Origin of the sequence: Azospirillum picis, from assembly GCF_017876115.1 — a bacterium.
Classification (GTDB): Bacteria; Pseudomonadota; Alphaproteobacteria; order Azospirillales; family Azospirillaceae; genus Azospirillum; species Azospirillum picis.
In genome coordinates this window covers 49,519-62,744 of the sequence record NZ_JAGINO010000021.1, presented here as the reverse complement: position 1 = coordinate 62,744, position 13,226 = coordinate 49,519, and the positions used below count along the sequence as shown (strand labels likewise).

At 64.8% G+C, this 13,226-nt stretch carries 9 protein-coding genes; all 9 read left to right on the top strand.

From position 1 onward, the window contains the following. Positions 1-39: 39 nt before the first annotated feature. The 9 genes from xylB (at position 40) to J2850_RS23695 (ending at position 13,226) form a co-directional block, all read left to right on the top strand. A complete protein-coding gene (gene xylB, locus J2850_RS23735) occupies positions 40-1,497 on the top strand; it encodes a xylulokinase (protein ID WP_209987317.1) in 1,458 nt (485 codons plus the stop codon). Then, the gene (gene xylA, locus J2850_RS23730) at positions 1,494-2,816 is read left to right on the top strand and encodes a xylose isomerase (RefSeq protein ID WP_209987314.1); all 1,323 of its coding nucleotides are present in this window, start codon (positions 1,494-1,496) and stop codon (positions 2,814-2,816) included. Before xylB ends, xylA begins: the two co-directional genes overlap by 4 nt. Before the next feature lie 94 nt (positions 2,817-2,910). After that, positions 2,911-3,975 carry a D-xylose ABC transporter substrate-binding protein gene (xylF, locus tag J2850_RS23725; RefSeq protein ID WP_246513452.1) on the top strand — a complete coding sequence of 355 codons (1,065 nt, stop codon included), beginning with the start codon at positions 2,911-2,913 and terminating at the stop codon, positions 3,973-3,975. Positions 3,976-4,124: 149 nt separating this feature from the next. Continuing rightward, positions 4,125-5,330, top strand: coding sequence for a sugar ABC transporter permease (locus tag J2850_RS23720; protein WP_246513450.1), 1,206 nt, complete (start codon positions 4,125-4,127; stop codon positions 5,328-5,330). Continuing rightward, positions 5,327-6,139, top strand: a complete 813-nt coding sequence (locus tag J2850_RS23715; RefSeq protein WP_246513448.1) for an ATP-binding cassette domain-containing protein — start codon at positions 5,327-5,329, stop codon at positions 6,137-6,139. Before J2850_RS23720 ends, J2850_RS23715 begins: the two co-directional genes overlap by 4 nt. A gap of 248 nt (positions 6,140-6,387) precedes the next feature. After that, positions 6,388-7,620, top strand: a complete 1,233-nt coding sequence (locus J2850_RS23710; protein ID WP_209987307.1) for a polysaccharide pyruvyl transferase family protein — start codon at positions 6,388-6,390, stop codon at positions 7,618-7,620. 5 nt (positions 7,621-7,625) lie between these two features. Continuing rightward, a complete protein-coding gene (locus J2850_RS23705) occupies positions 7,626-8,807 on the top strand; it encodes a hypothetical protein (RefSeq protein ID WP_246513447.1) in 1,182 nt (393 codons plus the stop codon). A 278-nt stretch (positions 8,808-9,085) separates the two neighbouring features. Then, positions 9,086-12,229, top strand: coding sequence for a PAS domain-containing protein (locus J2850_RS23700; RefSeq protein WP_307354518.1), 3,144 nt, complete (start codon positions 9,086-9,088; stop codon positions 12,227-12,229). Positions 12,230-12,449: 220 nt separating this feature from the next. Further along, complete coding sequence (locus J2850_RS23695; protein WP_246513445.1) at positions 12,450-13,226, top strand: gluconate 2-dehydrogenase subunit 3 family protein; 777 nt, start codon at positions 12,450-12,452, stop codon at positions 13,224-13,226.

Genomic DNA, 13,226 nt, shown 5'->3' with positions numbered 1-13,226 from the left:
CGTGGGATGGTCCATACGGCTTGGGAAAGGCGGCGGGCTATGTTTCTGGGTATCGACATCGGCACATCCAGCGTCAAGGCGGTGTTGACCGGCGCCGACGGCACGGTCATGTCCGTCGCCTCGCGTGCATGTGCAGTATCGCATCCGCACCCGCTGTGGTCGGAGCAGGAGCCGGAGGATTGGGTTGCCGCCGCGATCGCCGCGGTGGATGAGCTGGCCGATCGTCACCCGGGCGCCGTCGCCACTGTCGCCGGAATCGGCTTTTCGGGCCAGATGCACGGTGCGGTGCTGCTTGGCCGCGATGGGCGCGTGCTGCGGCCTGCCATTCTCTGGAACGACGGCCGGTCCTACCGCCAATGTGCGGCGTTGGAGGCGGCCCTGCCGGATTTCCGGGCCATCAGCGGCAACATCGCCATGCCAGGCTTCACCGCGCCCAAGCTTCTGTGGGTGGCGGAGGAGGAACCGGAGCTCTTCGCCGAAACCGCCAAGGTCCTTCTTCCGAAGGCTTACGTCCGCTGGCGCCTGACCGGGACGATGGTGGAGGAGATGTCGGATGCTTCGGGGACATTGTGGCTTGATGTCGCCCGGCGCGACTGGTCGGACGCGCTGCTTGGTGCCGGCCGCCTGAGCCGCGCCCATATGCCGGAGCTTGCGGAAGGGTCGGCTCCCGTCGCGCGGCTGTCGGCGGAGTTCACCCGGCGCTGGGGCATGGGCACGCCGCCGGTGGTGGCGGGAGGAGCCGGCGACTGTGCGGCGAGCGCGGTCGGCCTCGGTGCGATCGCCCCCGGCGACGGCTTCCTCAGCCTCGGCACCTCCGGTGTGGTCTGGCAGACGACCGACCGCTTCCTGCCGAACCCGGCGATGGCGGTCCATGCCTTCTGCCATGCCTTGCCCGGGGTCTGGCACCAGATGGGCGTGATGCTGTCGTCGGCAGCGTCGCTCGCCTGGGCGGCATCGACTCTCGGGACGCCGGAGGCGGAGTTGCTGGCTCCGCTCGGCGATGCGGTGGATGGCCCGGCGCCGGTCGCCTTCCTGCCGTACCTGTCGGGCGAGCGCACCCCACACAACAACGCCACCGTCCGCGGGCTCTTCGCCGGACTATCGGCGGAAACCGGTCGGAACACACTGGTGCAGGCAGTGCTGGAAGGCGTCGCCTTCGCCGCCCGGGACAATCTGCTGGCCCTGGGCGAGGGCGGGGTCGTCCCATCCTCGCTCGACTTGGCCGGCGGTGGCTCGCGGTCGCGGCTATGGGCACGGATCTGCGCCGACGCGCTCGGCCTGACCATCCACCGCATCGAGGACGGCGAGGTCGGGGCGGCGCTGGGTGCGGCACATCTCGGCCGTATGGCGGCGACCGGAGAGGAGCCGTCCGCGGTCTGCCGCAAGCCGCGCCGCCTGGAGAGCTTCACGCCAGATCCCGCCCGCGCCGAGGCCTACACCCGCGCCTGGTTGCGCTGGCGCCGGCTCTACCCCCTTGCCAAGGAGTTCGCCTCTTGAGCACCGTTCCTTTCTTCGGCGAGTTGTCGCCGGTGGCTTACCGTGGGCCCGAGAGCCGCGATCCTCTGTCCTACCGCTGGTACGACAAGGACCGCGTGGTGCTGGGCAAGCGCATGGAAGACCATCTGCGGCTCGCCGCCTGCTATTGGCACAGCTTCTGCTGGCCGGGCGCGGATCCGTTCGGCGGCGAGACCTTCCTGCGTCCCTGGATGAAGGCCGGCCTCGATCCAATGGCTGCGGCGCGCATGAAGGCTGATGCCGCCTTCGAGATGTTCCGTCTGCTGGACATCCCCTTCTTCTGCTTCCACGACCTCGATGCCGCTCCGGAGGGCGCTACCCTGGCTGAGAGCGTGAACAATCTGAAGGCGATCACCGAGGTGTTCGCCGCGAAGATGGAGAACGCAAAGGTCCGCCTGTTGTGGGGCACCGCCAACCTGTTCTCCCACCGCCGTTACATGGCGGGGGCGGCGACCAATCCGGATCCCGAGGTCTTTCTCTACGCCTGTGCGCAGGTGCGTGCGGTGCTGGAGGCGACCCATGCCCTGGGCGGGGCCAATTACGTCATGTGGGGCGGGCGCGAGGGGTACGAGACGCTGCTGAACACCGACATGAAGCGCGAGATGGACCAGATGGGACGCTTCGTGTCGATGGTCGTGGAGCATAAGCACAAGATCGGCTTCAAGGGGCCGATCCTGATCGAGCCGAAGCCTCGCGAACCGACCAAGCACCAGTACGACTTCGACGTCGCCACCGTCTACGGCTTCCTCGAGCGCTATGACCTGCTGGCCGACGTCAAGGTGAACATCGAGCAGAACCATGCCATCCTCGCCGGTCACAGCTTCCAGCACGAGGTGGCATTGGCGCTGGCGCTGGGCATCTTCGGATCGCTCGACATGAACCGCGGCGATCCGCTCCTGGGCTGGGACACCGACCAGTTCGCCAACGATGTCGGCGAGCTCACGGTGGTCTTCCACGACATCCTGAACGGCGGAGGCCTCACCACCGGCGGTCTGAACTTCGACGCCAAGATTCGCCGTCAATCGCTCGATCCGGCCGATCTGCTGCACGGTCACATCGGTGGGATCGACACCTGCGCCCGCGCGCTGCTTCAAGCGGCCGTCATGCTGGAGGATGCGGCGCTCACCGGTCCGCTCGCCGAACGGTACGCCGCCTGGGACGGCGAGGAGGGCAGGGCGATCATGGCCGGCGAACGCGATCTTGCGAGGCTGGCGGATCGCGCGGTCGCCGACAACCTGAACCCGCAGCCGCGCTCCGGTCGGCAGGAATATCTGGAGAACCTGGTCAACCGCTACGTCTGACCGCGTCCGCTCCCGCCTTCTTCGATCAGCAGGGCCGCCCGCGGCGGCCATTCCGGCAACAAGGCCGCACCGGACGGCCGGACAGGGAGGAACCATGATGAAGCACCGCATGACCGCCGCCGCAGGCCTGCTCATGATGCTGGCCGCAGCCACGACCACCATCATGACCTCGACGGCGGCGCTGGCTGCCGGCCCGACGGTCGGCGTGTCCTGGTCCAACTTCCAGGAGGAGCGCTGGAAGACCGACGAGGCGGCGATCAAGGCGGCGATCGAGAAGGCTGGCGGCAGCTATCTGTCTGCAGATGCGCAATCCTCGCCGGCCAAGCAACTGTCGGACATCGAATCCCTGATCGCGCGCGGCGCCCAGGCGCTGATCATCCTGGCGCAGGACGGCGACGCCATCCGCCCGGCCGTGGAGAAGGCTGCGGCGGAGGGAATCCCGGTGGTCGGCTATGACCGGCTGATCGAAATCCCGTCGGCCTTCTACATCACCTTCGACAACAAGGAGGTCGGACGCCTCCAGGCCCGCAGCGTGTTCGCGCTGAAGCCCAAGGGCAACTACGCCTTCATCAAGGGAAGCTCGACCGATCCCAATGCCGACTTCCTGTTCGCCGGCCAGATGGAGGTGCTGAAGGCCGCCATCGACCGCGGCGACGTGAAGAATGTCGGCGAGGCCTACACCGACAAGTGGCTGCCGGCCATCGCCCAACAGAACATGGAGCAGATCCTCACCAAGACCGGCAACAAGGTCGACGCGGTCGTCGCCTCCAACGACGGCACTGCCGGCGGGGCGGTGGCGGCGCTGACGGCGCAGGGGCTGGCAGGTTCGGTGCCGGTGTCGGGCCAGGACGGCGACAAGGCGGCATTGAACCGGATCGCGCTTGGCACCCAGACCGTATCGGTCTGGAAGGATGCCCGTGAGCTTGGTCGCCGCGCTGCCGAGATCGCCATCGAGCTGGCCAGCGGCAAGGCGATGACCGGCATCGCCGGCGCCACGACCTTCGATGGTGGGCCGAAGAAGCAGACGATGACCTCGCTGTTCCTGACGCCGGTCGCCATCACCAAGGATAACCTCGATCTCGTGATCGATGCCGGCTGGGTGACCAGGGAGGTGGTTTGCCAGGGGGTGAAGCCGGGTTCGGTGAAGGTCTGCAATTGATGGGCGAGCCGTCTACGCTCTCCTCTCCAGGATCGCCACCCCCTGGATCGCCCTCATCGGGTTCGCATGGCGAAGCACCTTATGCCGGCGGCCGGACCAGCCTCACCGACGCTTTCCGTGCGTTGGAGCTGGACACGCGACTGCTCGGCATGATCGGCGCCCTCGCCGTCATCTGGATTGGTTTCGACGTCATGACCGGCGGTGCCTTCCTGACGCCGCGCAACCTGTGGAACCTGTCGGTCCAGGCGGCATCCGTCGCCGTAATGGCGACGGGCATGGTGCTGGTCATCGTTACCCGCAACATCGACCTGTCGGTGGGGTCCATCCTGGGCTTCACCGGTATGGTGGTCGGTGTTTTCCAGGCCCGCGTCCTGCCGGAGCTGTGGGGCTTCGACCATCCCTTGACCTGGGTTGCGGCGGTTGCGGCCGGCGTCGCCGTCGGCGGGGCGGTCGGGCTTCTGCAAGGGGCGGTCATCGCCTATCTCGGCGTCTCGTCTTTCATCGTCACGCTCGGCGGGCTGCTGGTCTGGCGCGGGGCCGCGTGGTGGGTGACGACCGGCCAGACGGTGGCCCCGATGGACGGCTTGTTCAAGCGGTTGGGCGGCGGGTTCGAGGGTGCCATCGGTGCCGGGCCGAGTTGGGCAGTCGGCGTCGCGGCGATCCTGCTGGCGGTTGCAGCGATCATGGTGACCCGGCGGCGGCGGGCGGGCTTCGGCTTTCCGGTCCGGCCACTTTGGGCAGAGGGGGTGGTGATCCTGTTGATTGCCGCCGCCATCGTCGGAGCGGTGATGGTGGTCAATTCCTATCCTCTTCCGGCCCCTGTCGTCCGCCGGATGATGGAGGCACAGGGGGCCATCGGGGACGGTGCGTTGCCGGTCATCACACACGGCTTTGCCATCCCGGTGCTGATCGCGCTGGCGGTGGGGGTGGCGGTGACCTTCCTTTCCAGCCGCACCCGCTTCGGCCGCTATGTCTTCGCCATTGGCGGCAATCCCGAGGCGGCGGAGCTGTCGGGAATCAACACCCGACGCGTGCTGATGCTGGTCTTCGGGTTGATGGGGGCGCTGTGCGGACTGTCCGCCTGCATTGCGACCGCCCGCCTGAACGCCGCCACCAACGCCAACGGGACGCTGGACGAGCTGTACGTCATCGCCGCGGCGATCATCGGCGGAACCTCGCTGGCCGGCGGCGTCGGCACCATCCATGGTGCGATGCTGGGGGCGCTGGTCATGCAGTCGCTCCAGTCCGGCATGGTGCTGCTGGGGGTGGATGCCCCGATGCAGAACATCGTGGTCGGAATCGTGCTGGTCGCCGCGGTCTATATCGACACGCTCTACCGCAAGGGAATCAAATGACCCATCTCGGCATGGCTCCGGCTGGATCGCATCCAGATGTCCCAGTTCCCCTGGTGGAGATGCGCGAGGTTTCCATCGCCTTCGGCGGCATCAAGGCGGTGGACAACGTCAGCATCGACCTCTACCCCGGCGAGGTGGTCGGGTTGCTCGGCCACAATGGCGCAGGCAAATCGACGTTGATCAAGATCCTGTCCGGCGCCTACGCCGCCGACCATGGCGAGATCCGGGTCAATGGCGAGCCCGTCCACATCGCCAGCCCACGCGACGCCAAACGCTGCGGCATCGAGACGATCTACCAGACACTGGCGCTCGCCGACAACGTCGATGCCGCAGCCAACATCTTTCTGGGCCGGGAGAAGCTGACCCGCTGGGGGACGCTGGACGACCATGCCATGGAGGCGGAGGCGCGCAAGGTGATGGGCCGGCTGAACCCGCATTTCCGGCGCTTCAAGGAGCCGGTGAAGGCGCTGTCCGGCGGCCAGCGCCAGTCGGTCGCGATCGCACGCGCCATCCATTTCGATGCCCGGGTCCTGATCATGGACGAGCCGACGGCGGCCCTGGGACCGGCGGAAACTCGGCAAGTGGGCGAACTGGTCAGACAACTGAAGCAGGAAGGAATCGGCATCTTCCTGATCTCACACGATATCCACGACGTGTTCGACTTGGCGGACCGCATCCATGTGATGAAGAACGGCATGCTGGTCGGCACCGCCGTGGTCGCGGACGTGACGAAGGACGAGGTGCTGGGAATGATCATCCTTGGCAAATGTCCGCCAGCGGCCATTCCGGGACCCGGTGCGGCAATATAAGCCCCTGTCAATCATCCTGACAAAAATTAGCAGATCGGAAAGGGAATTTATGAGGGCGGATGCCGTGAAGTCTTCCTGATCTGAAATAGTTATTTTGATAATTTATGATATAGTGAGTTTGAATAGAAAATCTAAGCATTATATGGCATCTTATTCTGTGCTATTTGTTGGATGTCTCTTGCGGGGTTACCTCTTCTGTGCGTACCGTCGCTCTGTTTCCATGCCCAACGTCTCGAGGCAGAGCCGACATGCTTGAAGACATCGCATTCGATACCCCTGTCTCCCAGCCGCAACCCTCCGGACGGCCGGCAGCCTCGTCTGAGCCGCTGCGTGTTGCCGTGCTCTGGAAGACTCCCAACCTCGGGCTCTATTCCAATGCGCCATTCGACTCGCTCTACACGGCGATCGGGCACAACAACGGCAACCTCGCCTTCGTGCACGCGATCGCCAGCCACATCACCAATCCGGTCGGCTTCTTCGCCTGGGGAACGTCGGCGGAGACGCTGCGCAAGAACGCCGACATCATTGTGATCCCCTGCGCCAACCAGCTCGGCCGTCACACGGACTACGGGCAGATGGCAGAGAATCTTGAGAAATCGGGACTGCCCATCGTCGCCATCGGCCTTGGTGCGCAGGCGAACAGCTACGACCACGACATCGAACTCAGTCCCGGTACCCTGCGCTGGGCACAGGTGATCGCCGCATCCAATCCGTCCTCGGCTTCTTCCAACATCTATACCCGCGGCGCCTATACCAGCGCACAGCTCGACAAGCTGGGCATCACCGGCTCGTTGCCGGGGGGCTGCCCGTCGCATTTTCTGAACCAAGCGCCGGGGCTTGGACGGAAGATCCATGCCAACTGGACGGCATGTGAGCTGCCTCGGTCGATTTCGGTGGCTGCCGGACATCAGGCGTGGGTGAAAACCCGCGAGATCGAGCACCAGCTCATCAGCCTGATGATGGACCCGATTGCACCCGGGCAGTATGTCGTCCAGTCGATGGGCGAAATGATCAAGATATCGAGAGGCATCTTCGACGATATCGAACCTCAGGTCTTGAAAGAAATCCAGGAACATACGGTCCCGCACTATTCGCCTGAAGAATTCAGGTCCTGGTGCCGTAACTACGTTCGCTCCTACTATGATGTTCCGGCTTGGATGGACAGCTTGCGTCAGCAGGATCTCACCATCGGATGCCGCTATCATGGCGTCGCCTTGGCTATCCAGGCCGAGCGGATGGGCGTGACCGTAACGATCGATTCCCGTACGCGCGAGTTGTGCGAGAACACCGGCGTGCCCTACGTCGATGCCGCCGCCCTGACCGCTCCGCTGACGCGCAAGCGTCTCAAGGCCCTGGTGGCCTTCGATCCCGATGCCTACGACCGGCATCGGGCCGACTCCGCAGGGCGCTATCTGGACTTCCTGGAAGCCAACCGGTTGAAGCCGGCACCTTTCCTGAAAGCCATCGCCGTCGGCAGGTGATCCGCATGGATTGGCGCGATGGCCGCAGAACCGCCATGTGGCGTCCGGGTGCCGCGCTCATCCTGTCTCTCGCGCTAGGGCTGGGCACGGACCCGGCCCCAGCCTGGGCAGTCACCGTCAGGAAAACGGGGGAACCGGAACTGGTGACCTCCTGGCAGCATGACGCTTGCGCCAAGACCGACGCTCCGGACACGCCGGCACGCGCCTTCCGTGATGCGGGGGGCACCGTCCACCTCGTTGCCTCGCATTCCACCGCCCGCGCGCTGACCGGCGCGTCCCTTGACACGGTCCGACCGAACTGCACGGTCATATACCAGGGAAACGGTGGGAACGATCCTCGCCTCCATGATGATCGTAGCTGGATCTCGTCCTTCTACACACCGGACGGCAGGACGGTCTACGCGCTTGTCAGCAACGAGTTCCATGGCGACCAGCGGCCTGAGCTCTGCCCATCCGGCGATTATATGCGCTGTTGGCGCAACAGCATCACGTCTGCGATTTCGTCAGACGGTGGCGCCAGCTTTCGTCCAAGCGCGCCGCCTCCTGACCACACCGTCGCGACGCTTCCCTATCCCTATGGCGGAGATGTCGGGCGGCGGACCGGCTATTTCGCGCCGTCGAACATCATTCGCCAAGGCAGCTATTGGTACGCCTTCATCTGGGCTGAAGCGCTGGAGGCCCAGAGGCGCGGCGCCTGCCTCCTGCGTACTGACGATCTGGCAAACCCGCAGGCTTGGCGAGCCTGGAATGGAGCATCCTTTTCGGTCCGCTTCGTCCGTGACGGCCAATCGGGAGAAGCGCCGGGCGAGCATGTCTGCGCTCCGGTCTCTCCCGGTATCCTGCAGGGAACAGTGCGCAGCGTCGTCCACCACGGGCCGAGCGGGCTGTTCATCGCGACCATGGCCACGGTGCGCCAGGGTGTTCCGGGCGTTTGGACAACGACGTCTCCGGATTTGCTGCACTGGTCGGAGCCGCAGCTTCTGTGGGGGGGGTCACTGCTGTTTCGTTATGATTGCAGCGACTATGCGGCCTACGATTATCCGGCTTTGCTCGACCCGCAAAGTCCCAGCGCCAACTTCGACGACATTGGGAAGACGGCCTACGTGTATCTGACGCGGCTCAATCTGAGCAAATGCAAGATCACCTGGGACCGCGACCTGATGCGCTTGCCGGTAACGATCGACTGAGTTTGTCTGCATGGCCTTGGCCCTGCTTGATGCCATGGCCCAACCGGCATGTCTGGTTCTGCCTGCGAATGGCGGCACGGACGGATCGATGTGCCGGCTCCAGCCGGATAAGCGGAGCCAAGTTGCTCTCTTTTGCGTGCGGAACTTGAACGAAGAGGTAGTTTTCTCAAAAGAACGACTATGGCACCCTGAGGGTGCAATAATAAAATTCAAGGGGTTTGCACATGTCTGCTTCCCCACCTTCCTCCAAACCAAGGTGGACGGAAGGCCGTTTGCTGGTGTTTCTTCTCGCGGTTGCGCTCCCTTTCCTGTGGTTTGAAATCTACAGTCAGTTGGAGTTTCGGCAGTACCGAGAACGGGAGATCAAGGACCAAGGGGTTCGCCTTCTCAGCTTGATCGAGGCCGAGCAGCAACGAATTATTGAAGACATACGCCATATTCTGGTTACCCTGACGGAGATGGGCGTCGGGCGGATGGACGCAGCGTCTTGCCTAGCGTCAATGGCTCATCTTAGAAGCCAATATCCGCCTTTCCTGGCTGTGAGCATCAGCAACGCGTCGGGCGTGGTCTGGTGCACGACTGAGCCCGCCGTCATCGGTCTGTCGGTTGCCGACCGCGAGTATCGGCAGCAGGCGATCCAAACCCGCAACTTCACCGTCAGCCAACTCATCGAATCGAGGACCACCAAACGTCCCGCCATCGCCTTTGCGCTCGGCTATGGCGGTGGGTCAGATACGGCATCGGGTGTGGCGGCGGTTCTGCTCGACATCGGCTGGTTGGAGGAATTCCTGCTCCGTCAGCCGATCCCGGACTACGCTTCGGTCTTCCTGACCGACAAGGCCGGGACGATCGTCGCGTCTGTGCCACCGTCCGGTCGGGCGATGGGTCTGCCGTTGCTTGATTTGTCGGCTGCAAAATCTCCACGGCAGACAGTTGAAGGGCAGGGAGCCGACGGGCGGCCACGGATCGTTGTCCGCTCTCCTGCCGATGCCGGTTCCCACGATCTTGGCCTGATGGTCAGCTTGGACAAGGCACGCGCCATGCGGGCCGTCGACCTTGCCGCCTTGCGCACCCTCTCGATCTTCGCAGGACTGCTGCTGCTGACCGCGGCTGGGTTCTTCTGGGGATTGCGGCGTTTCCTGCATGTCCGCGAGACGGCCGAGCGCAACGCCTTGAAGACCGCGATGGTGCTGGCGAGCACCGTGGACGGTGTTGTCGAATTCGACCGCGATTGGCGCTTCACATACCTCAACGACAAGGCAAAGGCCCTGATCGCCCAAGGTCGCGAACTGGTGGGGCAGTCGCTGTGGGAGGCCTTTCCTGAACTGGTCGGCAGCCCCCTGTGGGACAAGGCTCAACAGGCGATGTCACGCCGGGTGCCCAGCGAGGTCGAATTCCAGGGAATGCAGACCGGTCGCTGGTTCTGGATGCGTGCATTCCCATCGGCGGACGGGTTGGCGGTCTATCTGCTGGACATAACCCGGCGCCGGCATGCGGAAGACGAATTGCGGATCAACAAGGAGCGCCTCGACCTTGCCCTTGAGTCCGCCGGTGCCGGAACGTTCGAGTGGGATCTGAGGAGTGGGCGCGGGCTCTGGTCGGCCGAAAGCTACCGCATCTTCGGCCTGGAAGCCGAGGCGCAGGAGATCAGCACCGACACCTGGGCCGCCATCGTCCATCCGGACGACTTGCCGGCGGCCTCGCTGGCGCATGCACAGCTTCTGGCCGAGCGTGCGCCGGAAGTCAGCCTCGAATATCGCGTGATCCATCCCGGGGGTCAGGTGCGGTGGGTGATGTCGGTCGGGCGCGTCTGTTATGACGAGCAGGGAATGCCCGTCCGCTACAATGGACTGACCATCGACATAACAGAGCGCAAGCGGATGGAGGAGGCGCTGCGCCGGACGGAAACCCGTCTGAACATCGCGCTTTCGGCGGCCGACGCGGCGCTGTGGGACGTCGACCTGCGCACGGGCGCAATCACCTGGTCGGACAGCAACTTCCGCCTGTTCGGCCTTGATCGTACGTCCGTGCGGCCCAGTCGCGAGGCCTATCTGGCGCAGGTGCATCCGGCCGATCGTGCGCGGGTGGAGGCGCACATCGACGTCATCATCAGGGACGACATACCCGACCCGGGGATTGAATATCGCATCCGCCGTCCCGAGGACGGCGTGCGTTGGATCCTGAGCATCGGGCGGGTCGAGCGGGATGCGGCCGGGCGGGCGACCCACTTCAGCGGCCTGAACATCGATGTGACCAACCGCAGGGCGATGCAGGAAGCCCTGCGGTCCGCCAAGGAGCGCGCGGAGGAGGCGAACGTCTCGAAGTCGAAGTTCCTGGCGGCGGCCAGTCATGACCTGCGCCAGCCGCTGCAATCGGCGCTGCTGTTCGCCGGCGTGCTGCACGCGCATGTCGATCCCAAGCAAGGCCGTTCTCCGCTGATGGCCTTGGAACGCGCACTGGTGACGTTGAAGGACCTGCTGGATAGCCTTCTCGATGTCTCGCGTCTTGACGCCGGCGTGATCGTGCCACGGGTACAGGACATGCCGCTGCGGCTGCTGTTCGACGAGATCGCCGCCGCCTATTCACCGGTCGCCTCTGCAAAGGGATTGGAGTTCCGGGTAGACGCCTCCTGCGGCGCGACCAGCGTGCACAGCGACCCGCTGCTGCTTGGCCGCATGCTTCGCAACCTCGTCGAGAACGCCATCCGCTACACCGAACGCGGCTTCGTCAGGATGGATTGCGACGTGACCGACGGCAGCGTGTGCATCCGCATCCACGACAGCGGTATCGGTATCTCCGCCGAACATCTGAGCCGGATTTTCGAAGAGTTCCACCAGGTCGGCAATCCGGAGCGCGATCGCAGCCAGGGGCTCGGCCTCGGCCTTGCCATCGTGCAGCGCCTGTCGCGCCTGCTCGGCCATCCGGTGGCGGTGCGGTCGGAGCCTGGCAAAGGATCGACATTCTCGATCGAGGTGCCGCGGGCGCACTCGCCGGAGGGGGTGCCGGAAGAGCCCCAGCCGTCCGTCGCCGGCAATGACGGCAGCGGACGGCTGGCGGTGCTGGTGGACGATGATGCGATCGTGCTTGCCGGCCTGCGGACCCTTTTCCACGACTGGGGGTATGAGGTGGGGGTCGCAGGCTCCATCGGCCAGGCTCTCGAGATCGTGCGAGCCGCTGGCCGCTCACCCGACATCGTCGTCGCCGATTACCGGCTCCGTAACCACGAGGTCGGGACCGACGTCGTTCGCGAAATCCGGGGGATGGCAGGCCGGCGGATTCCGGGGATCATCCTGACCGGAGAGATCGGGCCGGAGGCCGAGCAGGCGGCGGCGGCGCTCGGGCTCGTGCTGGCTGCGAAGCCGGTCACGCCCCGTCAACTTCAGACGCTCGTGGAGTCCGTGCTGGGCGGCGACGGCACCTGATCCCTCGCCGAAGCCTGGCGTTTGCCTTACCCCTCCTGAACAGGCCTGTTGCATCCGGGGAATCCTCCGTCGGCGGCGGTGCATCGCCGGATGACCAGGGCGCACCACTCCAAGAGTGGGTGTATGCCTTCCGCTCATTGGAAATTTCTGTTCCACCGCAGATTTACGGTGCGCAGCGGTGGAAAGAGAAATCGCCGTGTCTTCCGGAGCTTCCCCGAGAATGAGCAAAACCTCCGCAGCAGACAGACTTGATGTGCTGGGCACCAGCCGACGCCGCTTCCTCGCCTCCACGGCGATGGGGCTGGTCGTGCTGGCGACCTCCGGGGTCAAGGCGCGCGTCCTGTTCGGGACGGGCCTGCCCTGGGATTCCGGGGCGACCGACCCGCCCAGGCAGGTGCTGCCGGGGCCATGGCAGTTCTTCACCCCCCGCGAGGGCGAGGTGGTGGAGGCGATCGTCGAACGGTTGATTCCGGCCGATGAACTCAGCGTCAGCGGCAAGGATGCCGGCTGCGCCGTCTTCATCGATCGCCAACTCGCCGGACATTACGGCACCTCCGACCGCCTCTACATGAAGGGTCCCTTTCAACCCGGTCTGCCGACCCAGGGCGATCAGACGGACCTGACCCCGGCGAAGAAATATCGCCTGGGGCTGAAGGCTCTGGATGCTCACTGCCGAACGGCCATGGACGGCAAGGGCTTCACCGATCTGTCGCCGGAGCAGAAGGATAGCCTCCTGGCGGCGATGGAAAAGGACGAGGTGGCCTTCGATGGCCCGGTCGGGTCCGGCAGCTTCTTCAGCCTGGTCCTGCAGAACACCATGGAAGGCTTCTTTGCGGATCCGATCTACGGCGGCAACCGTGACATGGTGAGCTGGAAGATGATCGGCTTTCCCGGCACCCGCTACGACTATCGGGACTTCGTGCTGAAGCACAATCAGAAATATCCGCTGCCCCCCGTCTCCATCGGCGGCCGCAGCGACTGGGCCAGGAAAGGCTGA